General features: G+C 48.2%; 24 protein-coding genes. 1 reads left to right on the top strand and 23 read right to left on the bottom strand.

Annotated features, from left to right (window positions below; translation table 11 throughout):
- Positions 1-436 precede the first annotated feature (436 nt).
- Genes BLW97_RS17560 through BLW97_RS17545 form a run of 4 tightly spaced genes read right to left on the bottom strand, consistent with a single transcriptional unit; the run spans position 437 to position 3,555 of the window.
- Positions 437-1,081 carry a TraE/TraK family type IV conjugative transfer system protein gene (locus BLW97_RS17560; protein WP_075324109.1) on the bottom strand — a complete coding sequence of 215 codons (645 nt, stop codon included), beginning with the start codon at positions 1,079-1,081 and terminating at the stop codon, positions 437-439.
- A gap of 23 nt (positions 1,082-1,104) precedes the next feature.
- Entirely contained in the window at positions 1,105-1,377 is a 273-nt protein-coding gene (locus BLW97_RS20545) for a type IV conjugative transfer system protein TraL (protein WP_075324108.1), read from the bottom strand.
- Positions 1,378-1,413: 36 nt separating this feature from the next.
- Positions 1,414-1,764 carry a hypothetical protein gene (locus tag BLW97_RS17550; protein WP_075324107.1) on the bottom strand — a complete coding sequence of 117 codons (351 nt, stop codon included), beginning with the start codon at positions 1,762-1,764 and terminating at the stop codon, positions 1,414-1,416.
- A gap of 9 nt (positions 1,765-1,773) precedes the next feature.
- Complete coding sequence (locus BLW97_RS17545; protein WP_075324106.1) at positions 1,774-3,555, bottom strand: hypothetical protein; 1,782 nt, start codon at positions 3,553-3,555, stop codon at positions 1,774-1,776.
- A 134-nt stretch (positions 3,556-3,689) separates the two neighbouring features.
- Here BLW97_RS17545 and BLW97_RS17540 point away from each other — a divergent pair, with 134 nt between their 5' ends.
- On the top strand, positions 3,690-4,547 hold the full coding sequence (locus tag BLW97_RS17540) for a hypothetical protein (protein ID WP_075324105.1): 858 nt from the start codon (positions 3,690-3,692) through the stop codon (positions 4,545-4,547).
- 123 nt (positions 4,548-4,670) lie between these two features.
- Here the strand turns inward: BLW97_RS17540 and BLW97_RS17535 are convergent, their stop codons facing one another.
- The 19 genes from BLW97_RS17535 to BLW97_RS17445 all read right to left on the bottom strand — a co-directional run.
- On the bottom strand, positions 4,671-5,792 hold the full coding sequence (locus BLW97_RS17535) for a type II secretion system protein (protein WP_075324104.1): 1,122 nt from the start codon (positions 5,790-5,792) through the stop codon (positions 4,671-4,673).
- Between the two features lie 12 nt (positions 5,793-5,804).
- Complete coding sequence (locus tag BLW97_RS17530) at positions 5,805-6,887, bottom strand: type IV pilus twitching motility protein PilT (RefSeq protein WP_077218534.1); 1,083 nt, start codon at positions 6,885-6,887, stop codon at positions 5,805-5,807.
- Between the two features lie 22 nt (positions 6,888-6,909).
- Entirely contained in the window at positions 6,910-7,740 is an 831-nt protein-coding gene (locus tag BLW97_RS17525) for a hypothetical protein (protein WP_031572069.1), read from the bottom strand.
- Between the two features lie 5 nt (positions 7,741-7,745).
- A complete protein-coding gene (locus tag BLW97_RS17520) occupies positions 7,746-8,360 on the bottom strand; it encodes a type II secretion system protein (RefSeq protein ID WP_031572070.1) in 615 nt (204 codons plus the stop codon).
- A 16-nt stretch (positions 8,361-8,376) separates the two neighbouring features.
- Entirely contained in the window at positions 8,377-9,510 is a 1,134-nt protein-coding gene (locus BLW97_RS17515) for a type II secretion system F family protein (RefSeq protein ID WP_207650648.1), read from the bottom strand.
- A 75-nt stretch (positions 9,511-9,585) separates the two neighbouring features.
- On the bottom strand, positions 9,586-11,367 hold the full coding sequence (locus BLW97_RS17510) for a GspE/PulE family protein (RefSeq protein WP_031572072.1): 1,782 nt from the start codon (positions 11,365-11,367) through the stop codon (positions 9,586-9,588).
- Entirely contained in the window at positions 11,364-11,915 is a 552-nt protein-coding gene (locus tag BLW97_RS17505) for a hypothetical protein (RefSeq protein ID WP_075324102.1), read from the bottom strand. Before BLW97_RS17505 ends, BLW97_RS17510 begins: the two co-directional genes overlap by 4 nt.
- Complete coding sequence (locus BLW97_RS17500; RefSeq protein ID WP_075324101.1) at positions 11,896-13,170, bottom strand: hypothetical protein; 1,275 nt, start codon at positions 13,168-13,170, stop codon at positions 11,896-11,898. The genes BLW97_RS17505 and BLW97_RS17500 overlap by 20 nt, the downstream gene beginning before the upstream one ends.
- The gene (locus BLW97_RS17495; RefSeq protein WP_075324100.1) at positions 13,170-14,810 is read right to left on the bottom strand and encodes a type II secretion system protein GspD; all 1,641 of its coding nucleotides are present in this window, start codon (positions 14,808-14,810) and stop codon (positions 13,170-13,172) included. Before BLW97_RS17495 ends, BLW97_RS17500 begins: the two co-directional genes overlap by 1 nt.
- A complete protein-coding gene (locus BLW97_RS17490; protein WP_075324099.1) occupies positions 14,807-15,640 on the bottom strand; it encodes a hypothetical protein in 834 nt (277 codons plus the stop codon). The genes BLW97_RS17495 and BLW97_RS17490 overlap by 4 nt, the downstream gene beginning before the upstream one ends.
- A gap of 21 nt (positions 15,641-15,661) precedes the next feature.
- Complete coding sequence (locus tag BLW97_RS17485; RefSeq protein WP_075324098.1) at positions 15,662-17,077, bottom strand: hypothetical protein; 1,416 nt, start codon at positions 17,075-17,077, stop codon at positions 15,662-15,664.
- A complete protein-coding gene (locus BLW97_RS17480; RefSeq protein ID WP_031572078.1) occupies positions 17,078-17,338 on the bottom strand; it encodes a hypothetical protein in 261 nt (86 codons plus the stop codon).
- 60 nt (positions 17,339-17,398) lie between these two features.
- Entirely contained in the window at positions 17,399-17,917 is a 519-nt protein-coding gene (locus tag BLW97_RS17475) for a hypothetical protein (RefSeq protein WP_075324097.1), read from the bottom strand.
- A 28-nt stretch (positions 17,918-17,945) separates the two neighbouring features.
- Entirely contained in the window at positions 17,946-18,173 is a 228-nt protein-coding gene (locus tag BLW97_RS17470) for a hypothetical protein (protein WP_031572080.1), read from the bottom strand.
- Positions 18,170-18,679 carry a lysozyme family protein gene (locus tag BLW97_RS17465; protein ID WP_031572081.1) on the bottom strand — a complete coding sequence of 170 codons (510 nt, stop codon included), beginning with the start codon at positions 18,677-18,679 and terminating at the stop codon, positions 18,170-18,172. The genes BLW97_RS17470 and BLW97_RS17465 overlap by 4 nt, the downstream gene beginning before the upstream one ends.
- Positions 18,676-19,785, bottom strand: coding sequence for a hypothetical protein (locus BLW97_RS17460; protein ID WP_031572082.1), 1,110 nt, complete (start codon positions 19,783-19,785; stop codon positions 18,676-18,678). Before BLW97_RS17460 ends, BLW97_RS17465 begins: the two co-directional genes overlap by 4 nt.
- Positions 19,786-19,789: 4 nt before the next feature.
- Entirely contained in the window at positions 19,790-20,191 is a 402-nt protein-coding gene (locus BLW97_RS17455; protein WP_031572083.1) for a hypothetical protein, read from the bottom strand.
- A 10-nt stretch (positions 20,192-20,201) separates the two neighbouring features.
- A complete protein-coding gene (locus BLW97_RS17450) occupies positions 20,202-21,212 on the bottom strand; it encodes a hypothetical protein (protein ID WP_143214978.1) in 1,011 nt (336 codons plus the stop codon).
- A 147-nt stretch (positions 21,213-21,359) separates the two neighbouring features.
- On the bottom strand, positions 21,360-22,531 hold a 1,172-nt coding region (locus BLW97_RS17445; protein ID WP_143214977.1), incomplete at its 5' end, for a vWA domain-containing protein.

The raw sequence follows: 22,531 nt of genomic DNA, 5'->3' as shown, positions 1-22,531 counted from the left end.
ACCGTGAAAGTCACATGATCCACCAACCACGGCGGAACCAATCCTAACGCGAGAGAAAACAGCTCTTCAGGGACCATCAGCTAACTCCTATTCAGGGCACGACCGCTCCACAGCATTCTACCCCCTACCCACTCAATCTGACGAAGAGCCATCGTTCCGTTCGTCCCTCGTACAAAAAGTCTCTGTGAGGGGTTTTTACTCAAGGCGCGTATACTGAGAATGTTTTTGGTCCCAGGGACAGGGGAAACGTCAATCCTATTAGGGGCCTCGCTCCACCATGAAGCAATAGCATTTGGCATCTCCAGCTCGGTTAAGTCGTGCCGACGAACGGGTACCGGTATGTATTCTTTGCCTGTCCATGTGACGGTTTGCGCAATGCCAAGAGGGGAGACAAGCATCGGTACAACGCTAAATAGGGCTGCCTTTATATACCGGTTCATTGGCCTTCCTTTGTTACATTAAAGCTGTCGATGACAACACCGTAGGGATTCTTCGGTGTTGCCGATACAGCGACTGTAAAAACCATCGTAATGCGTTCCTTATGGTCACCTAACACCAGATTCCCTGAAAAATAGTGGTAATGCCCATAGGTTGTCATTTTATACTGATTATGACTGAGAGATTGCAGCTTATAGTTTTCGGGTACAAATATGCGGCTCTCATCATGAGACTTGATTGATTCGGTGATGCCATCTTTTTGACTCTGGAAATTCATCAATTCATCAGGACTTAGAAATTTTTGAAACTCATTGTATCTTTGGTTGACATTGGCTGGTGTGATATCTAAAGGCAACTTAATAAGATATATCGCCAGGTTTTTAACATTGTCTGCGCTGATACCCGGTGAATATAAGCCGCTGCTTGCACCAGGGATTACCATGACAGGGATGTGCTTAGCCATACTGCCTACCGTGTTTTGTGCGTTAACCAGAAGGACGCCCAACACAACGATAACCACAGTGAGGCCTGCGATAACCAAATTCTTATAGCTATTTACAGACTCTACTGCAGCCATGAAGGCAACAAACCGTCCTCTAGGCCAGCCATTGGCTTCACTATCATGATCTTCCTGTTCACTCATTTTTAATCCTTTTTTAATTCGTGTTACGGGCTTAGTCTCTTGATCTTCCGCGAAATAAGATTTCTTACAGGGAAACCCAACTTATAAGCTAAGTGTATCAAGTAACCGTCTTGCTTATCGCTGACAAAGCGAACATACAATGGCAAAGCAACCACTCCTGTTACCACTCCAGCGATTAGAGAGAAGGTGTGGAGTAAATAAAATGGGCCGAAGAGGATGACCATGTACTCGAATAGCCGATTCTTCCTGTCGATGTGCCTTGGTGATGGTCTAGGCTCGTTTCCCTCTTCGTCCATTATTATTCCTCTTTTAAAACCTGTATTTTTTGCTTCTTATCCCGTTGTTTTGGTGTAACCAGCTTGGCTTGCGCCCCATTCTTGTGCGTGTTCAATAATTGGAGGAATCAGAAAAATTATCACCCCCAGAGCCATGACAACCAAAGCTGCGCCCAAACCTAATTTCAGGAACATGCCAATAGCTGTAGCAAAGATAATAATACCAATTACCAAGCCCCACCCTCCGTACAAGATGCCTTCAATCGTAGAAACAGCATCGCTGCCTGAATAACCTGTTACCGTGTTGGTGGCGGTCGTTGAGGCTAACGCTGGTGAGCAAAAAATAATTGAGGCAATCAGCGCAATAAACGCCGCCGCAACAATTCTGGGAAAATCCATCTTATTCATACTGGTCTCCTATTTACCAAACAAAGTACGCTGCACGTTTTTTTCCATATCTCGTGAATCAATTTCACCCGTGACGAGATAGGTTATACTCGTTGCCCATAGTCTTTTTTGAACATTGATTGAAGCCATCATATCCACGAAATCACGTTGCTGTATGCTCTTCTTGACGTCTTTATCGCTTTCAGAGATTTCAATGCCTTCAATTATTCTGGCCGTGTCTGAGTAGCCGATAAAATTACAGGAAGGACAACCAATCCCTCTGCGCATGAGTTTCTTTGCGGCTTGGTCAATTAAGGTTCTTCGCCATGCGGTGTTTTCATTGACGTGTTTAGCGGTAGATTCCCGTTCGTCAACTCTGGCACAGTCCTGGCACAATATTGGCAAGTTTGCTTGCAAGGCAACCAGATGTACGCTGTTAATCATGAAGCTGACTGACATTCCGTTATTCAGCAGTTCTTCCATCGCCTCCGGTATGGATGAGGCCTTGATGCAAACAACAACCAGTTTCCCAGAACTGGCTAAAGTTTGCGCCAATCGCCCAAATTCCGGGATGTTATTTGTATCAATCAGCAACGCGACGGTAGAGACGGAAGATGGAACCATGGCGCTATCTGGTTCTAGGCTAACCCACTTAGAGGAGCGAACCTTAAATCCTATTGAGGCAGCGAATCCATCGGTATCGCGTCCAGCTCCCGCAATACTGATTGCCGTTTCCAGATTCACGTCCACCTTTTCCCCCGCTATAACGATAACGCCGCTACCCTTTCTCGCCTGTTTTTTTATGGTGTCTGCAGACTGTTGATCCATCTTCTTTAGAAGGTATTCTAACGGTATCTCTTCTTGTGGCTTGGATTCTATAGCTAGCAAGAATGACTGGTTATCAATCATCGTCACATGTTCTTGCCCATCTAGCTTTAGAAGATAGTCAAAGATTTCTGTCGTTATATTATAAGTGTCTCCGTTTTTAAGGTTTCTTCTGATTTTAATTTGTTTTTTTGTAGCCAAAAACTCAGCACACGACGCATTCATCAAGTCGCTAGAAATTTCTGACAGAGAAGTATAGCTTTTATTGCTTATTTTTTTGATGATAGGCGTTATTGATTGGTTCATACGCACTATCCCGGCCATCTCATGCGCTGGGATTTTAACGACCTCCATCGACATGATTTCTTCGTTGGTAGCCGCTTTGAAAACGTTCTTCGCTTTTAATAATGCAGAGTCATCAACAGAGCCTAGCGCCACGACTTTAAGGCCGATACCTCCGCCTGGGCGTCTGTATATCACCCATGGTTGCCAATCATCACCACCGAAGCCTTGAAGATAGTCTGTTATGGAACCAAAATTGGTTTGCCGCGCCAGACCGGTCGCCGTGACCTGTCCAGCTTCAGAGGCTGACTCCAGCATTTCATCAACGCGAGACTCGGTTGGGAGTTTGCCGTAGTCCAGCTGAAGTGAAGCGGGTGACTGAATCGAGGGTTCTGACTCATCTTTGGGAGCAGGCGCTTCTTCTTGGTTGGGTTGGTCGATAATCGGTTCCGCTATTACCGGTTCTACCACGGATGCTGATTGGTCCGTGGGCTCAGGTTCTGTGTGATCTTCCGGAGCGGAGACTGGTGTATGATCCTGAGTCGCTATAACGGGTGCGTCCACCACGGTATCGATCGGTTCGCCCGAAAAAAACTCATCGAAAGTTTCCGGCTTTGGGATGCTCCGATTTTCTTTTTCCGGTACGGCTTGGGGTTCTTCCTGCTTAACCGGTTGCTGCTTGTCCTTATGGGACCCGAAATCCATCTGCTGTCTCCAACTCTAAGGCCGCGATTCTACAAGCCTGATCCAGATTTCGATCATTGATCGCCGATGTTCTTTGCATTATATTGGCATAGTTCGTCACATTCAAGGGCGAAAATCTGATAAGGAGCCATCTTATGTATAAAAAAACTGCATTATTATCATCGATAATTATTGCTTTTTCTGCTTCTCAGGCGCTCGCTTTTGCTGGTGTTGATGGGTCGCTACATGTTGATAATACAGGTGCTTTGCACCATTCCACCCTTCGCTCGCCAAGTATGCAAAAAACGGTTGTCACACGTAATGGATCTGATGTGGATCCGTTCACCGGAAAGATTGGCAAGTATGAAAATTATGTAAACCAATATAATACGACGAATATATTGAAGAAAATCAAAAAGAATGACCTTGAAATTGCAAAGATCAACCATCAAATGGATGCCCTTAATGGCAATGTAGACCCGCAGTCTTCGATGGCTGGTGGCCCAAGTAAGGCGGTTAACTCCGAAAATGCCGTGCTCTCCAGGCAGGTGGCCGCTTTACATGCGCAGGTTTCTCAGCTCCACGCTCAATTCGTAAAGGCCGAGAGGGCTGTTGTCAAAAAGCGGGAGATGGATAACACCCCGCGCCTCGTTGCCATCATGGGGGATGCCGGCGATCGAACCGCATTGATTCGTATGGGCCATGCGGTGCATAGCTTTCGGTCTGGATCTTCTTTCGGGGCCTATCGTGTAGGGAAAGTCACCAGCAATGGGGTGATGGTTTATGGCCCTAATGGCGGCAACTACATCCGCCTGTCCCAAGTCGGCGCCATTGGCGTTATGGATGCGGCGGCGCCGATGGTAACAAATGAAGATGGTGGTGGCGAAAATGACGCAAGCATGGGGCAGCAGGCATCTGGCCCCCATGGTAGAGCGCTGAATGCTCAACTACTACGTGAATCTGGTGTGCATGTGCTTCCACCCCGCCCTGGGATGCCGTCTGGCATGCCCTGATTAAAAACCCATTCAAAATCGCGCGATTTATATCGCGCTTTTTTTGCTCAAATAATAAAAATGCCGAACCATATCGGATGGTCCGGCACTGTTGCAGTCAATCCTCTCTGCATATATTGGCGGTTAGTAGGCTCCAATAACAGGAACAGCTATCAGCGTTCCTCCTGGCGCCCAGGCGTCCACAAACGCCGTGAAAGGCGGCGTTTGTAAATTTCCGTTGGCCGACGATGGATCCCGGTCGTCCCCATAGCAGCTGGAGGCTGCAGAGTTGGAGTTAGGGCCATTGCCGATCCCGATGGGATAACCCCAGGCAGAAGTCATGGACTCACCAGAAAGACCCAATGCTGAGGCAAATCCAGAAAGCGAGTCTGCCGGCTGGACATCACAAACGGATACATTAGTGTTGGTGAGTGGGCTGTTTGTTACTCCAGGGTATGGGAAACCCGGGCCATTTCCGTTTCCGCTATTCCCTATTTCACTCGTAGAATCCCATTCACCGGTATTCGTCGTGTCGTTGCTGTCACTCGTGGCGAAATAATCCATGCCCAAATTGCGCTGCGTGCTGGCGAGATAAGTGGTTGTGAAGTAGGTGCCATAAGCATTTGCAATGGTATGCAATTTTTTGATGGTTTTGCTGTAAAGCTTTTCTTCTATCGGTAACCCGTTGATGATGGCGGCAGACGCGTGTGGAGGCAAGGTGAGTTGACCTGTTTGGGCGTCAAATTTCACGCCGGATGCGCTGTCATTCTGAGAAGCGCCGTTTGATGACACAGAAACAAACGCAATAACATGGTATGGGATAGTGTATGAAAGGTAATGGCCGTACAGCAAATCGCTAACATAAACCTGCCAAGGGCGATTAAAGCCGTCCACAGCGGTCTTGTTGGGGGCTTTCCCAGTATAATTGCTTAAAGCCTGATATCCTGTCTCTGTCCCTGCTGGATCATTGAGAGGGACAGTCGAGTCCGTAGTGAAAGTCTCCGTCCCTGCCGTGTTCATCCAGATTGTTGGCCCCGTCTGCGTATCAATGGTCATCGCATTGTTAAGGTATGCTTGCGTCATCGCTTTCCGGATCTTTTCGGCGTCGGCCTGGGTTTCAAGCTTTTGAGAAAAGGTGATGTACTGGTCAATCGAAGGCAGAATGAACGCTGCGAGCAAAGTGATCACAGCAATAGCCACTAAGATCTCGATCAAAGTGAATCCACTTTGACCTTTGCTATGACCTTTCGTTGATAGCTCTTTCATCGTTCACCTTTTTTAGACTTTCAGCTCTTTCGGAAGGTATGAAGTGCGCTTGGCAGTTTCAGGGGTAATCTTGCCTTCGGCGACCATTTTTTCGAGGCACTTATTCAGGGTAATCATTTCCCTTTCAGTTTCCATGTCGCGCAGGATCTGGTTGATATTATTTTTCGCGATGTTCCCGGCAATGGCTGTGGTATTCGTCATCATTTCGTAAGCTAACACACGTCTGCTCATGTCGGCCGAAGGCACCAATGCCTGACTGAGAATCAAGAGTGCCGCATCAGAGAATTGCTGCAATACCGCGTTTTCCTGTTCTTGTGGGAACATATTGCGGAAGCGTTCGACTGTTCTTGGCGCGGATCGCGTGTGTAATGTTGCCAATACGAGATGCCCAGTATCTGCGGCCTTCATCGCGATTTCTGCGGATATCCGGTCGCGAATTTCACCAATCATGATAACGTCCGGGTCTTCGCGCAACGCAGAACGCAGGGCGTCATCGAATGATTGTGTATCCCGATATGGCCCGACCTCTCGCTGAGTAATTAGCGCCCCGCTTTCGTTTTCGTGATGCCGGTATTCTACGGGATCTTCCACCGTGATGATGTGCTCCTTGCGTTTTCCCCGGTGCTGAATCATTGCGGCCAAAGTCGTGCTTTTCCCTGAATTGGTTTCTCCAGTAACCAGAATGATCCCTGACTTTCTATCAATAAGCTCCAGGACCTTTTGCGGCAACCCAAGCTCCGTAATGTCCGGCACGGTTTCAGAGATTTTTCGCATGGAAACACCAAGCTTCCGGCTATTGTGCCAGTACATGCTGACGCGGTAACGGACGCCGTTAATGACAGAAGCAAAATCCGTTTGGCCCTTGTTGTCAGCCAGTACCGCATCGACCCTGGCCTCTGCTCCTTCTGACTCCAGTGAATGATCCGCCTGGACGAGAATAGATTCAAAATCCGACTTTGTAACCGGATTCAGGCCCGGCATTATTTCTATTTCACCGGCTTTTGTACGCCAACGTGGGTGTCTCCCTTCGTGGAGGTGAATATCAGAAAAGGTCTGGTCCTGAAAATTGATTAACTCATCGATAAACATTGACATTGGTTTCTATCTCCACGATGTATTAGCCGATTGGCTCTGCAAATTCTTCTTCGAGGTACGCGCCACCCGGCAATTCGGACCTAATATAAATGGTGTAAGGGGGTTCCTGATCGTTGGCTACTGGCGTGGTGTTATCCAGTTGAAGCTCCTGCCCCCAGGCGTTTCTGTGGTACAGACTGGAGCTACCCACCCAGTCGCCCAGAGACATTTCTGACGCGTTTGTCCAGCTCTCGGCGCAACCTAGCGGCCCCGCGCCGTTGTCACCATCGCAGCCATACGGCTTGAAATAATCAACATCTACATTATGGACGCCGCCTGACTGTTGGGCCGCTTCAAAAGCGGTAACCAGATTGGCGCCCAGATCACGCATGGTTTTCTCGGTGGCAAGGAAGAGCGACTGTTGAGCGATGGCTCCTGAATACTCGTCATAATCTGTCACGGAATTTGGTGTAAAAGAATTGGTGCCGCAAACGGCAGGCTTGCCGCCGCCCGCATGTGGCACCCAAACCCAAATATTGTAATAAGGGATCTTGTAAGCGCCTAAAAACTGCTGCTGGCTTACGCATAGCTGTATATTAAATTTTTTATTTATTCCGGCATTAGTAAGTAATTGATCATTGCTTAATGGAAAACTTGTGCCCTGGCTGAGAGCCCAGGCATTGACGCGATAATAGTCGCCAATCCTGTTGGCGGCAGACTGGATATATTGTCTTTGCTCATAACGAATCCTCGGTAACTGTATGGAACTGGTGTAGGCGGCGGCCGTGGCCACCATGGCCAGAATGACGAGCATCAGTACCACCGCGAGTAATAACGCGGCGATGCCTGACTCATCATTCCGGTTTGGCTTCATCGGTTTTACTGGTTGGTGTACGCAAAAGCGTAGTAGAAGTCAGAAGTGTTGCCGGTTCCACTTGTAACCGCGCAATTATTTCCTTTCTGTCCGATTGTCGTGCCACCTACCGGAGCTATACCGCAAGCGATTCCCGCTTGGTTGGCGACATTATTGGGAACATTCTTGAATTCTACGGCAATCGCGTTAGTGTCTGCCGCGTTGGAAGCAATCGTCGAGGAAGCGACCTTGGTAATCGTGGCCGTGACGCCTGGCCCAAACTTGGGTAACACGATATTGTCATTGGTGCTTACATCACTGTAGACGTTAATGTATGGCCCATTCCAGGTCGATGAAACGGAGCTACCGCACGTATTTGTCGTGGAGCCATAAGTGGTGTAATTAAAAAGTTGTGCCGTGTTCAACGGGTAACAGGAAGTATCAATTTCCATTCGTTTGGCAGCACTGGCCAGGCTGGTTGAGAGGGAATACATGATTTCGCCTTTACTCTTGCCGAAATTGAAGTTCTGGATGGCTAAAACACCCAAAATAACAATCAAGGCCAGGGCGACCAGCAAAGTAATGAGCGATACGCCCGATTCGCTGGAAATTTCTTTTACATCATCACTTGTGTTGTTCACGTTGAGCTCCTGTTCATTAAACTTGGTGAAGGGCTGTTTCAATCATCGGGACAGCGGTTATCATGGCGACGAAAAAAATGATGACGCCCATCAATATATACATTGCATTTCTCGCCAGGGTGGTAATTCGTTCAGAAAGGAGGTCCACGTCCTCTGCCAGATTTTGGGAAAACAGGCGTAAGCCTTCTACTACATCGTCGGCGCTGCCAGACCGCAGATAGTTGGCAACCGCCCCCTGAACGAATCTTGGGAAACCCGCTACAGCAACGGCTCTTGCAGGCTCACGCCCGCGACGCATGGCGATGGCCATGTTGGCCAGTGCTGCGCGGCTATCCATTCTTTTTGCGCTCTTTGAAATCAGTTCGGCGGCCTCAGCACGGTTGATCGCCGCTTCATAGAGCAAGGCATAGGATGCCCATATCATAGCGTGATCACTCCTTTCTGAGAGCGCCCTGAAACTGGGTATATTGTCGCGAACAGTGGCCCATAGCGGACTTCTGATAATCAAAATCAGAAGTGGCACAATCAAGAGATAGAGTACAGTCGAGACAACGATATGGGCATCGAACATATCCACAAAGGCGTAGAGGCTTTTCACATACCCAGGGAGTGAAGCATTAGGGAGTTGGGCATAAAAGTGCTGGATTCTGGGTACAGCAAAGACAAATACGCCCCAAATAAGCGCATAAGAAAAAGAGAGAATGGATAACGGTTCCAGGAACACCGAACGTAACTTTCTTTTGAGAGAATACGTCTGTTGGTATTCAGAAGCCAAATCGCCCAGACCTCTTGGGGCATCCCCCGCTTCGCGCAAAGCGCGGATCACGGCAACGTCGCGCTTATCGATGCCGGCATATTGCATGCAGGTATCAATATTAGCTCCATTTTTTGCGGCGACCAGCATCATTGAAATAATGACGGACAGCACTGAATCCAGTGTGAACTCCATACTTTCTTCCAGAGACTGTTCTAAGCCGCTACCATTACCCAGCCTTCGCCCCAGGGTTTTGTAAAACTGAGCCATCTCCCGCCCGTTTGCGGTCTTGCGAACAATAAGATCCAGTGAATCGCTTGCATTCATGCGCATTTCAATGACACGGAGGCCTTGCTGGGAAAGCTTGCTTTGCGCGAGTTCCATACTCGTTGCCATAACCTTCCCGCTAAAAACAGGACCGTTTTGTGGCTTTGCCTCAAAATGATAAACGAAGTTCACTTTTGGATTCCTTTATTCAATATCTTCCAACGCCACGCGACGAAGTTCGTCAATGGAAGTTACTCCGCGAGATACGAGAAACATCCCTGTGCCCCAAAGGGTCAGATGGGGATCTATGGCCGCTTCCAGTTCGGTGATAGGGGCCTTGCTGGAGACCATCTGGCGGACCTCTCTTGTGAAATGGAGCAATTCATAAATCATGTGCCTGCCGCGATAGCCTTTACCGTGGCATATTTCACAACCATCTGGATTGTGCCGATAAATCACCTGTCCGGATTCCAGTTCGATGGTTTTTTCAATCTGATGGTGGCTTTCTGCCCTGTCATCAGGAATCTTGCAGAAATTACACAGTTTGCGGAGTAATCTCTGCGCAAGAATTCCGTGCAGTGTCGAAGAAACAGCGTCCATATCCAGGGATTCGCCCGTGCTATCCAGCTTCATGTTGCGGAGCCGTTGGACGGCACTAGACGCTGATTTGGTGTGCATGGTGGTAAAGACGTTATGCCCTGTGTTGGCGCCATCCAGCGCAACAGCGGTCGTGTCGGCATCACGGATTTCGCCATACAGAATGGTGTCTGGATCGCGGCGCATCAGTGCTTTGAACCACCGAATCCATGTCTGGGCTTCACTTTTGGAGTTGTCCAGAATTTTGGCGTGGTGCTGGGCCCAAAGTCCGACTTGCAGTTCTACGGGGTTCTCGATGCTTTGTACCGATTCCGAAAGCGGATCAATGGTTTTCATCAGCGCGTTCAGGGTGGTTGTTTTGCCTGATCCGGTAGGTCCAGTCACAATCAGCATGCCCGCGCTTTGTCCGGCATAGTGGAGCAATCTTTTTTTAGTGATGTCATCAAAACCAATTTCTTCAAACTCTGTGGTGTCGTCGGACACAGAAAGAATACGGATAACCGCACTTGCTCCTCTGACCGTCATGGTGATTTCTACACGAAACTGGTATTTGCCGGCGATGGCCGGGGGGACCGAATCACCAAGGGTTCCTTCTGTGATAACGCCGTCCTGGGATGCGGTATCCATTTTTATAACCTGTATGATGCGGTCGTATTCCAGCTCTTCGCCTTCGGCTCCGCGATTATTGCGGTGCAAGATCACAAATGGTTCGAGGACGCCATCAATTCGGATAAAAACGGCTCCAGCCCCATTAGGCAAGGGGAGAAAATGAAGATCAGACGCGCCCTGATAGCAAGCATGGATCAGGAGTGCCTGAAGCATTTCTTTGAATCGTTCTTCTGAATGCGTCTTTTCCCTTGCCTTTGTAAACAGACTTCTAGTGTCGAAAAATTCACTGCGGTAAATGTTCTGAATGATTTTTTTGGCAGCGAGGCAGAACTCTATTTTCCTGGTTCTTTTATGCAGGCTGTTGATGGTTTCCTGTTTTTTGGCCGGATTGCTTATAGCGATAAGCACTTTCCCATTTTCATCAATACCCACAGGCACATAAGGAATGTTCGATTCTTCCGCACGGATTTCTGGCGCGTAGCTGTGCAGCAAATTGGCCTTAACATAGTCTGCAGCAGCAGCAGGGAAATAGGGTAAGCCAGAGGTGATGCTTTCTGCTTTTGTCACCTTTTCGCTGGTTCCCAAACCAAGATCAGTAATAGCATCCGCCATATCAACAGCAGATACTCGCGAGTAATCCACCAGAAATTTGATTTGCTCATGCTTGAACCCCATGATATTCAAGGCTTCCGTGATGTCTCCCGCTGTTTTCTCGGGAGCAAGTATATTGGGGATATTAAAACGCTTTCCCTCTTCCCAGGTGACGAATCCTTTGATCATAAGCCGATCACCTCTACATCCATTTCAAAGTGTTGGCCGGTAATGCTGATATGGGGTATAGCGAGGCCGATGTATTTCAAGTAATCCACCCATTGATGAAAGCCGTCCAAAGTTTTCCATTCACCCTTTATGTTTATTTCCTGTCCCTTTATCCCGGGGTAGCCAGGTACAGGTTTTCCTATGTTCCGCAATGTGATTCCCATGGCGTTATATTGCCCGCCGAAGACTTTGGCGTTGACATCAAACCGATAAATTTTTACCCCAAAGGCTTCGCTTGTACGGTTAATGTTCTGCACGGATATCGGGACGAGCTGGCTAAGTGGCGCAGCCATGGATAATGGTTGGCCAGTCAGCTTCTTTTTGAGCTGGTCAGCCACAACCATCTCGTGTGCATTGCGCATACTGATGCTTCTGGCCATCAAGAGGGTTTGTCTGGCCTGGTGTTTGATGTGCACAGAGTCATGCAACATGGTTGATCCAGCCGCTAATAAGGCGATAGCCAAAACGCCAAAGGCGATCCCTTTGTTTTTAGTGCTTATCCGCTTCATAAACGACCTCATATTTTTGACCAGAAGGGTTCATGTGAACCGCATCAATCCGATATCCATGCGGGGCGGCTTTTTCAATTTTTGACATCAAGAGCTTAGGAGGAAGCCACTGGGTATCGTTCTGAACGGATCCATCGGCGCTTATGAAAGGGGTTACCAAAATGGTGATCCCGTTGCTCGGAGTTTTGTCAGGATTGCTTCTTCCTGAAGGGGCTCCGTTCGATGACATGGATAAAGTGGCTAATTCACCCGGCTGCCAAAGCGTGCTCGCTGCTACGATCCCTTTCGTCAGGTTGACAGAGTTTTTTGATTCAACATAGTGAACATGTTTTTTGAATAATGTTTTTATTTCTTGCTCGCCTTTGCCTTGATCCTGCATGGCTACTTGCATGGCTGATTTTGCAGATGCTAACTGGCTATTCGCGCTCACCAGTAATCCACCAGAAATAACCACCAGAACCACGCCCGCTGCAATGCCTATACCGCCCCAGTAAGTCGCGGGCTTGCCTGCTAATTCGCCATCTATCGGATAAGCGAAGCTCAATAATTTTTTGCTGGGGAGGCTTAACGAAGAAGCTTTTACCCAAACGGCAGGTAGATCACCAACGTCACCATCAATTAGCAACCGCGCTCGACGGCTTACCTCCTCCCTTCCGGATTCAGAAGCATCCGTACTAACGGCATAGCCTTTTATTTCACCTGTCTCATCGATATAGGCGGCAACCGCTATGGAATCCATGCCTTCTGCGTAAATTCCGATGATGCGATCACCACCCGGCATCTTTTGCACGCTGAGCAATACGCAGATACCAGGCGCTTGACGATTCTCAAATCGGATCAGCTCTGATTTTGTCGTCGCATACGCGATATTTCTATGCGACTTTATCACCGGATTGTCATTCAAGATCACTCTGAGTTCATTTTTCAGAACCTTGGCGTTCTTGCCCTTCTTTGACGTGCTTAAATCGTTTCCGGTAAAGCGGAGAATAACGGCATTCGCTGGAATATCGTCCACATTGATAATCTCAGAGGTTTCACGCGTTATCCGCCAAACATCCACCTGACCACTGGAAAGTTCGGCTGCAATATAAATCTCCGATGGCCCGGCTGATTTTTGCTTTGGGCGACTCTTGGGAGTGCTGTCGATCTTTCCGCTACCATCAACGAGGTCATCATCCTCATCAATCAAAATGGCATCTATACTGCCATCTTCATTCTGGATGGGTTGATTTTTCTTGCCCCTTTTCCAAAGCATTACAATGCCTCCGAGACCAGGGGGTTATATTTGGGTGCCGGAATGATATCGGCATGCACGAGGATGACTAGCTGGCTGGTAGTTCCCTGGTCGTTAATCCCCTTAAATAGATACCCTAGCCCCGGTATTTTTCCCAAAAGCGGGGTCTGGTTGTTGTCGTTTTCAGAGGATGTCGTCGAGGCGCCGCCAATAATGAGGGTCTTGCCGTTAGGGACCAGGGACTGCAGGTACATTTGGCGTAACTGCTGATCCGGCGCATTGATTTTCGTGCCGTCCACATCGCCCGTGGTGAAGCCGGTGATGTTAGATATGGAGGGAATTATTTTCATGCTAACCAGATGGTTGCCCATGATGTTTGGCACGATTGAGAGGCTGAGTCCGTTGACCGCGTAGGAGAACGAAGCGCCTGTGCTGGTTGTGCCCCCGAGAGAGGCCACATTGGACTGCACATCACCAATATAAGGGACTTTGTGCCCTGAAAAGATCGTAGCAGGCGTGTTGTTTTCGGCCACCAGTGTAGGCTGACTGATGATGCGCGTGTTGGTAACCGTTTGAAGGGCACTGATAATTCCGGAGATGGTTTGACCGGAATAGTTGAGGTAGCTCTGGCTGGTTGAACCGAGGCTGCCCGTAATGGCATCGGCCCCATTGCTGCCTGAAGAAGCAGATAAGGATATGGGGGAGGTGGAACTGGAGGATAAACCGGGTACCGCATTGACGAATCCAAGTCCCATAGCCTGCGTGCCGCTGATCTGGATAATCTTGTTCCAGTTGATGCCATACTGCAGACCGTTTTTAAGTGTGACTTCCAGGAGGGCCACATGCACCGCTACCCGCTTGTCAGCCTGGGCAACATAATCTTTAATGAAGGCATCCACCCTGGCTAGTCCGGTGGCATTGGCTGTGACGCTGATCATCCCTGTTTGCGCATCCACCTGAACATGGCTTCCAGCTCCGGCAACAGACTGCAGCTGCTGCTTGAGGTCATTTGATTTTTGATTGCTGGTTTTGCCTTTAATGGTAAAGCTGGCATTCAATGAGCCGCCACCACTACTGCTGCTGCTGCTGCTGCCACCGCCTAATCCATCGCCAGTGCTAGAACTTTCTTCGTAGCCGCTGACCGCGCTATTGCCGCCTACCTTGTATTTCGCCTGTCCATTTTGGAGGATGCTTGTTGGGACGCTGAATATATAAGTGCCATGTTTAGCAATGATGATTCTTCTGGCGTTCGGTTGAATAATTGCGCAATAACCGGCAGCCTCGGCCATTGTCCTGATAGCGCTATCTGTGCTCTGCCCATCGACCGAAACGGTGATTGTTCGTGTTGGATTGGCACCCTGGGCAAAAAATACGGAATAATTTTTCTGTTGTGCGATGGCGTTGACCATGGCGCCGACAGGGGAATTGTTCGCTGACATCCGTACCTGGTCCGCAGGATTGATATATTGGGATGCGTATCCACCCGTGTAGGCCCGATTCATGATGTGTACCGTCTGTACGGACTGGGAGGCCTCTGCTTTATGATAAAGCGCCTCCTGCTGTGCGCTGATCGTTTTCATGCTGGGCTGAGCACAACCGGCAAGTCCTATCCCAATTGCCGCTAAAATAGAAGCCCGGATGATCGCTGCTTTCTTGTTCATTGTTTTCCTCCGTCAAAGGCTACCATCGCGTTTTGATTCGTGTAAGGTGTTACCGTAACGACGCGGTTAACTCCCCACATTTGGATTTTGAACTGTGGGTAGATTTTTTGAATTTGGTTAAGAACATTGGCGACACTTTGTCCTGAGTAGGTCGTTGAGAAGTAAGGTGTGATGTCATGCTTGTCATTCCAGAGCAGCTTCCACCCATGCTTGACCAAGAAAGCGCGTAACGACGTGCTCATCTGAACACCGCCCTTCGCCATGTAAACAGGCTTAATTTCGGCTTTTTTTATGGTCACTTGGAGATGTTTGTGTGGGTTTATCGATGATTCTTTTAATTTTTTGTCCATAAGGTGATAAGAGGATTTATCAATATGGACCTTCACTTTTGGTTCAGATGTGGTCTGATTGGGTGTAGGCAAAGTTTGCTGAACCGATGATGGTGTAGCGTTTGGATGTTCGGGGTCATGGGCCACTAAGGGCGGCACGTTATTCATGGCTTGCGTATTTTGGTTGGCAGGGCTGGTTGAAGCTTGGAGATTGGCCAGAGCTGCTTGTGCGGTTTGACTCTCCTGGCCGCTCGCCAAGTTGTTGAGGGCCTGCTGCTCTTTTTCCGTGTTTGAAACAGAATGTGCAGCAAAGGGGACAGAACCCGGCTGAATCATGACAGGCTCTTCGTGGGATGGAATATAGACCCCACCTATGATTTGGGAAGGCGCCATTTTATTCTGAAAAGGTACAGCTGGGCTGTAGTGATCAGCGAAAGCGACACCAGACATGCCTGCGCATACAAGGGCTAAAGCAGTTATTTTAAGGGGCATTTTACCCATTTTTGACGTTCCTCCAGGGGGTTAAACTGGTTTTACTGCGCATTCTACTACGTTTTCGGTTTGATTATCTACGATAAATTGCGGCCATTTCCATTCTATACATACGACATTGAAAAGATTAACCTTGCTTGTTTTGAATGAAAAAAGCCCTAAGTCTCCGGTTTCTTTACCTTTTATCTTTGTAATGAGTTGACCGCCTTTAGTCAGGGCTTCCAGAATCATTTTTGCATCTTTGCTCAGGACACTACTGGTCGGCCGTTGCAGGCCAAGTATCCCGGAGGTTTCTGCAGAGTCGATGATGTGGCTTACAAAGGTTATTGCATCGATGAACACCATATTCTTGTATTCAATATTGATTTGAGCCTTTTTTGAACCGGAATTTTTGCCTATTTTGAGCTTTTCTATCAGGGTATCTATGCTGGAATCAAAAATCCTGCCAATCAATTGAGGGTCGATATGCTGAACCGCGTTTGGGGCTTGAGAGGTATTGAAAGCTGCGCCAGGCTCCTTGGGCTTATCTGGATGCGCCATGCATTCTTTATTGGTGACAAACATGTCTGCAGCTCGAACAGCCTTGACGGCGGTATCTACCGCAACCCCGGTTATCACTGGATTATCGCCGTTCAGAAGGATGGCTGCAGACTTTTCGAGGCCTTTTCGGACTTCAGCATCCATGGACCAGAAGCTTCCAATGGATCGCATCACCACCGGACCCAGCTGCTCGTGTCGGTTACTGATTTTTTCCCACGCGCCGTCGCGCTTCTTATAAGCAAGGATCTTCCCTGCGTCGTGAGTCAAGGCTAGGCATCTGGAGATTTGTGCGGTTGGGCTTTTTGGGTCGATATTGTTATTTTTCATGGTATTGGCTACGTACTTCCATACGGAAACACTGTGTTCATACAAATTTGTCCCATGATAGTCGCTGACATCCGATGGCCAATCACGATGCTCGAAAAGAATGCTCAATAGTTCTATTTCATAGGGTGTAGCCCATCCAGGAACCTTAATTTTACCTCTATATTTTTGTAACTTGATTGATTGATCCGATAGATTAAAAGCTGTTTTCATACTATAAAACTTCAATTCAACAGCCACGTAGGCGCTTTCTGGACCGCCAATTTTATCTAGTACTACTGATGACCTTGACTCAACCTCTCTGTTTTCTACCGTTATGGCGTACCTGAAAATCGCATAGGCCATGATGAATCCAAGTCCGGAAGCCGCCACGCCGTAGAACAGTCCATGGGCAAAATCGGCGATGATCCATGTAATCATGCCAATCGAGCGATTCATGCCGATTGTTTTGAGAACCGGCCCGGCATATCCCGACCCGCTCAAAATAGAAACATATTCTATGTAATGTACTGGCGCAAAAAACCATAATCCCAAAACTACAAGGGAAGCGGCTACGAAAAATACCCACAAAATCCTAAACATTCAGGAGTTTTGATCTTTCACAAAAAGGTTGTATGTGTAGGATAAGCAGCCATTATTAATGTCACCCATCCAATTTTCTGTGTCGCTACCCACCTGTGCAGAGGCAGCTCCCGTCAGGTCGGATATGATACCTGTGGCAAAAATGACCGGCCTGCAAGCTTCAATCGGTCTATAGTCTGGCGCCGCCTGCCATATACTGAACGCGTAAATAACTGCAAGTACAGCAAATAATAAGCCCAACCATTCACTTACAGCTCTCATTTTTTTCTCCTATTCGGATATCTTCTGCGGGTAAAACTACCCGCAGAATTTTGGGTGTGGTCAGAGAACCGGTGTAGAAGCTTTCTGTTGCACGCCGCCAGATGTGTCTTCACCTTCAATTTCTTCGGTGCCATCTGCACGCCGAATCCGTCTTTTGAGGAACGGACTGATTTCCATACCAGAGTTTTCTACCAGCTTATAAATCGCTTGCATAAAGTCGCTTTGCGCATCTTCAAACTCGGCAATAGCCTCGCGGTACTTGGCGCGATTCTGCTTGCTGGAGGTCATGGCCAGATCTTCAGTCAGGCGTTGAAGGGCGCGATCGGCGGGCATCAACATGGTTCCCACTGAATGGGTCAGCGGATTCAGAACAGTCACGTCGATTTTCCGTCCGGCAAGGATCCGGGCTTCAAACTCTTCGATGGCAACCTTCTTTCGGCCGCCCTGCCCTTCGATGTATTCGGCACCGCGAATTGGCGCGCGGGCTGGTCGTGCCCCTTTTCTGGGTGGCTTGTTGTTACCCTTTTCGGGGTTCACGCTGCTGGATTGTCCATTACTTACTGTGTCTTCATTCGCCATTTTAGGCTCCTTCTTTCTGATTCATGAGTTACTTCGATTGGGTCCCTGCCGGGAGCCCGCCTGGCCCTTCCACGAGAGATTTAAGGGCATCTACCTTTTTGTTGACTGCCAGAATCGCTAACTGGTTACGATTCATATCTTTCTTGATTGAAGCTATTTCCTGGGTATTTTGCCGCTCTTCTTTGAGCTGCATTTGCGTTGCGCACCCAGAGAGCACAACCGCCACGCAAATCATAAACATTGTTTTTGCTATCATTTCTTCACCTTTCCCGTATGATCCAAAATTGACTTCGCTTTATCGAAAAACTGGCTCACCTCCAAGAAATGTCGGTGCCATCTATCAAAATACTGAATTGCTTGCGCACCATCATTCTGCGCTTCCAGTGGTGACCAATATGCGGCCACCCCTTTCCAGGTGTACCCAAATTCAGAGAAATTTCTTTTGATTATTTGTGCGGCAAGCGAGGCTTCGGCTGCCGGGTAAAGCGCATACCGTATCATGGGCATGTTCCGATTGATCGCAGTGTTAACCTGGAAGATGCCGGCGTCATAACCAACTGCCGCAGGCTTGAGTAATTCCACATTGTAGTTACCATTTTCATTCAACGTATAGGCCGCGAGGATTCTTGGGTTCAGTCCATAGTTTTTCCCCGCGTAACAAATGGCGGAGGCTATCTCGTGATTCATGCCCGTTTCGAGATTTGGTGCTCTCGTGTGGACCAGCATGGATATGCCAAGTAGGCAAACTGCCATCGAACTCATTTAGCCACCTCAACGACTTCGAGGCTGTCGATCCATGCCGATCTACAAATAGCTTTCAAATTTCTTCCATGCTTACCAGACATTATTTTACCTTTCCCAAATGGAACGTGTATTTTTGCAATCCTTTTTTTCCCTTTTTCTTTGTCGATAATGATCGGGTCACGAACCAGAGAAACGCCTGCTATATCTCGTGCCAGTCGCCTTACGAGTGTGTCAGCGTATGTTGTTCTTGTTTTGTGAATGAAAACCAGTCTTTCAACGCCCAGTATGGTTGCATTTTGTTCTGCTGAACGGATAAGCGTTGATAAAGATTTGTCCTCCTGCTCTTTAGGATCAATCTCGTAAATAGCTAACCCGGAACAGGTGTAACCATTCCCTATTATCCCGAGTCTGGGACCAACTATTGCCGGGAATCTGTCTATGGCGCGAGATGCGAATAAACGCGGTTTAATAACTTTACCTGATAGTTCCCAGCTTTCTAATTGGGGAGTCTCAGCAATGGCAATTAAAGCGGGCTGCCCTTCTTCGATGCCTTCGTAATCATCCTCATAAGCAAGTTCTGAGTAGGGCATAACCGCAAATTCTCCATTCATTTCGTGTACCGAATCTATGATTCTCAGTAATACCAGGCCTTTCTTCTTGGCCTTCACCTCAGCTAAGGCGGACCACCACGATCCTTTCATTGTGGAATAGATCGCTTCGCTTATTTCTTTTGCGCTCGGAATAAGCGGTATATCAATAACTCTGACATTCTCGTTTCCCTGTGTGTCAACAAACATTTCTATGACACCGAAAACTATTTCCGTTCTTCCTGTGATCATCGTTTTTTTAAGGTCTGCGGTTACTTTTCTTCCTAAAGCAGCATATTTTCTTTCTATTGCATAGCTTATGATTTTTAATGCAGCCTCCTCATTTATGCCCAAATCACGGACTGCTTCAGAGAATATGTCCATGCGTATTTGTTTGATTCTTAATCTGGCTTCCTCGTTATCCAGTTTGTTCCCATTCGTTGGGTATATGCTCCTTACATAACGATATAACTGCGATGGAAAAACCGCGTTCTCGATTTCTGAGGTTATCGCTTCGTATCTATCGCTATGTAGCATATTTTCAGTGCACAGACTGGCTTGTATTGGAAATCATCCCCCCGTCAAAATGGCTGCTTTCTACCGTCATTGGATACTGATCCGCTGTCATGTAGATTTCGCAACCATCATCTGTTTTGCCCACGCTGGTCGCTCCATTCTCCATGATGGAGATTGATTCTTTGTTATTTTCAGGCAAGATTTCTTTTACGCTTAACTCAAACTTCATATCACTGGTCGGCCATCTATCCACGATGATGGATTTGATCGTGAAGCTGCTTGAGCCGTCTGGCTTCATCACAAAACCCATTACCCTTACACTGTATCCATGGATGGTCTTATGTATTCCGCCGATGGTGATGTTGGCATACCTTCTGCGTCCATACTTGATCTTAATGCTGTGTGCGGTGAAATTTCTTGCGCTCATATCTTTTCCTTTATGTAGCCATCCTGGCTACGCACTGTTCATATTTTGTGAACGGGACACAGCAGCTGGTGTGTACCCAATAAATCCAACCATAATTCCCGTTTTTGCTGCCTTTTGTTTCTGATGTCACTTTTTTTATGCTCGCACCGGGGTGAAAGCATTTGCTGACTTTCGGGTAGGCTTCCTGCATTTTTCCGGATAGTGACAGTGGTGCCGACATGGTATCGAATACGGTTGCGGCTTCGCTCATTCCTCTGTAAGCCTCAGTTGCAGAAGCGATGACATTGGTTGGGCCAATGTCACGCATCTGCCTTGGGTAGAGGGGTCCCCAGTCGCCAATGCAGGCGTCTTTACCGACAATGCTCCTTATTTTTGCGCTTAGATCGCCTATCCCTTTTGTGTCGCTTTCAGCGCTGCAGGTAAACGAATTGGATTTGAGCATCTTTACTATGCTGAAATCTCTACACCCTGTTCGCCAATTCAGGGAATCCAGCTCAGAAAAGTATTCTGGAATCGGCATGTAAGGGATTGCCATTGCCAGCTTTGCCATGGCACCAATCGCTTTACCTTCAATAACACTGGAATCGCCGCACTTTCCCCCGGATGGTTTTTCTTGACCGCCGATGCCTGCGTTGTACCTCAGCCCCTGTGCAGCCGACAGTGAACACCCAAAGCATGACAACGTAGCCGACGAAAGCGCTAATATCTGATTGGTTAATCCCCAGATGTGTACGACAAAAGTATTGTCCGTGCCATTTTGACTAACCTGTTCCGTGTGTCCAAGCACCTTTCCGAACATTCCAGCGATCAATGATCCAACGCCCGGCATCATGAAATATCCTGGTGTTTTAACTGTCCCATCAAAATTGGTAGGCAGCCACTCCGATACGATATAGCCATATGGTACAGGGGCTCCGCAAAGGCCTACGATCATGGGCTTAGAGCAGCTTTTCCAGTTGATGGATGTGGCAAGATTGAACGTGCTGGCGTTAGCCGCTTCTCCAGAGGCAAGCAGGATCATGGCAATCGCCGTGATCACAATCTGCTTTTTTGTCTTTTTTGATCGCATAGTATGGCCGTTTTGCTATAAAAACATAATCATATTAGACCATAATTTTCATAAAAAAAAGCCACACCCGGTCAGGGCATGGCTTCATCGGTCAATCTTTTATGCGGTTGCGGCCATAAGAGCCGTTGCAAGATTGTTGTCTGATGCGTTGATATAGTGGGTAAAATTTACCTTAACCGCTTCAACGCCTGCTTCTGTAAGCCCTAAACCATAAACTTCTATGCCATTCTTTTCCAGGTTTTGACAAAGGTTTAGATGGGGTTCATCTGGGTGACCGTCAGTGATCACGATGATGCCTCGTCGTTCATATGGACTAGACGCAAGCATCTGAGCTGCGAAAGTGATCGCTTCTGCAGTCGGTGTAAGCCCATCAGGTTCGATGTCCGGAAACCGGTCCAGATTGTTGACTATGCCTATCACCGCTTCTAATGGCTTCGGTTCTGTGATTACGCCCATCTCATTGCGTAACCACTCATAGTTCCGCCAATAGGTGATGACATCCACCCAGGTGTCACCCTTGCTCTTCAGCTCGCTCGCAAAAGAAAGCATGGTTGTCAGGGATTTTTCCGCCAGTTTATCCATCGACCCGCTCATGTCTGCAGCGATAACAAAATGTGCTGACTCACCTGTGACCAGTTTTTTGGCCCCAAAGGGGTTCATGCCACTACTGGCTACAGGCAAACATGCAGTACGCAATGCGTGACCTTTGCCCTTTATGGCCAATCCGCTTTTTCTACTCACGCTCTCCGCAAGCTGTTCCGACAAATCGTAAAACTTCTTGTCGATTTTCACTCGCACACTTGTTGGATTTAGCAACTCAACACGGATGTTGTTCATATCCGTACCGGCTTCATCCTCACGAGACTGAAAAGTATTGAGTAGAAGATCTCCCAGCGTGTATGCAGCCTTTGTTTTTTCGCCGCTGTCAGAGTGGTCGGTGCCATCATCCTCGTCGGGTTCCAAATTACCTTCTTCGCCTCCCCCTTCTGAGAGCTGCGCTTCCGGTTCGGGCTGCTCGTTGCTGGCTTCGCTGTCCTCATTCCCTGGCCCGTCAGGTGATTGCTCATCCTGGCTGGTTTCCGAATCCTCGGTCGGCTGGCTGTCACCCGGATTTTCAGGCTGGTCGGCTTCACTTTCCTCGGCGGGACCAGTCTCACCATCGTCGCTTCCCCCATTTGAGGGCTGCGCTTCCGGTTCGGGCTGCTCGCTGTTGGCTTCGCTGTCCTCATTCCCTGGCCCGTCAGGTGATTGCTCATCCTGGCTGGTTTCCG

Source organism: Acidithiobacillus albertensis (assembly GCF_001931655.1).
Taxonomy (GTDB): Bacteria; Pseudomonadota; Gammaproteobacteria; order Acidithiobacillales; family Acidithiobacillaceae; genus Acidithiobacillus; species Acidithiobacillus thiooxidans.
The sequence above is the reverse complement of the archived record's forward strand: the minus strand, read 5'-3'. Positions and strand labels throughout refer to the sequence as shown.

Coding starts and splice junctions, on each gene's coding strand:
- BLW97_RS17525 (WP_031572069.1), bottom strand. CDS start 7,740: ATGAAGCCAAACCGGAATGATGAGTCAGGCATCGCCGCGTTATTACTC.
- BLW97_RS17460 (WP_031572082.1), bottom strand. CDS start 19,785: ATGCTACATAGCGATAGATACGAAGCGATAACCTCAGAAATCGAGAAC.
- BLW97_RS17455 (WP_031572083.1), bottom strand. CDS start 20,191: ATGAGCGCAAGAAATTTCACCGCACACAGCATTAAGATCAAGTATGGA.
- BLW97_RS17540 (WP_075324105.1), top strand. CDS start 3,690: ATGTATAAAAAAACTGCATTATTATCATCGATAATTATTGCTTTTTCT.
- BLW97_RS17480 (WP_031572078.1), bottom strand. CDS start 17,338: ATGAGAGCTGTAAGTGAATGGTTGGGCTTATTATTTGCTGTACTTGCA.
- BLW97_RS17475 (WP_075324097.1), bottom strand. CDS start 17,917: ATGGCGAATGAAGACACAGTAAGTAATGGACAATCCAGCAGCGTGAAC.
- BLW97_RS17515 (WP_207650648.1), bottom strand. CDS start 9,510: ATGGCAACGAGTATGGAACTCGCGCAAAGCAAGCTTTCCCAGCAAGGC.
- BLW97_RS17450 (WP_143214978.1), bottom strand. CDS start 21,212: ATGATCCTGCTTGCCTCTGGAGAAGCGGCTAACGCCAGCACGTTCAAT.
- BLW97_RS17470 (WP_031572080.1), bottom strand. CDS start 18,173: ATGATAGCAAAAACAATGTTTATGATTTGCGTGGCGGTTGTGCTCTCT.
- BLW97_RS17530 (WP_077218534.1), bottom strand. CDS start 6,887: ATGTCAATGTTTATCGATGAGTTAATCAATTTTCAGGACCAGACCTTT.
- BLW97_RS17490 (WP_075324099.1), bottom strand. CDS start 15,640: ATGGGTAAAATGCCCCTTAAAATAACTGCTTTAGCCCTTGTATGCGCA.
- BLW97_RS17485 (WP_075324098.1), bottom strand. CDS start 17,077: ATGTTTAGGATTTTGTGGGTATTTTTCGTAGCCGCTTCCCTTGTAGTT.
- BLW97_RS17550 (WP_075324107.1), bottom strand. CDS start 1,764: ATGAATAAGATGGATTTTCCCAGAATTGTTGCGGCGGCGTTTATTGCG.
- BLW97_RS17505 (WP_075324102.1), bottom strand. CDS start 11,915: ATGAAGCGGATAAGCACTAAAAACAAAGGGATCGCCTTTGGCGTTTTG.
- BLW97_RS20545 (WP_075324108.1), bottom strand. CDS start 1,377: ATGGACGAAGAGGGAAACGAGCCTAGACCATCACCAAGGCACATCGAC.
- BLW97_RS17495 (WP_075324100.1), bottom strand. CDS start 14,810: ATGAACAAGAAAGCAGCGATCATCCGGGCTTCTATTTTAGCGGCAATT.
- BLW97_RS17465 (WP_031572081.1), bottom strand. CDS start 18,679: ATGAGTTCGATGGCAGTTTGCCTACTTGGCATATCCATGCTGGTCCAC.
- BLW97_RS17535 (WP_075324104.1), bottom strand. CDS start 5,792: ATGAAAGAGCTATCAACGAAAGGTCATAGCAAAGGTCAAAGTGGATTC.
- BLW97_RS17510 (WP_031572072.1), bottom strand. CDS start 11,367: ATGATCAAAGGATTCGTCACCTGGGAAGAGGGAAAGCGTTTTAATATC.
- BLW97_RS17560 (WP_075324109.1), bottom strand. CDS start 1,081: ATGAGTGAACAGGAAGATCATGATAGTGAAGCCAATGGCTGGCCTAGA.
- BLW97_RS17545 (WP_075324106.1), bottom strand. CDS start 3,555: ATGGATTTCGGGTCCCATAAGGACAAGCAGCAACCGGTTAAGCAGGAA.
- BLW97_RS17500 (WP_075324101.1), bottom strand. CDS start 13,170: ATGCTTTGGAAAAGGGGCAAGAAAAATCAACCCATCCAGAATGAAGAT.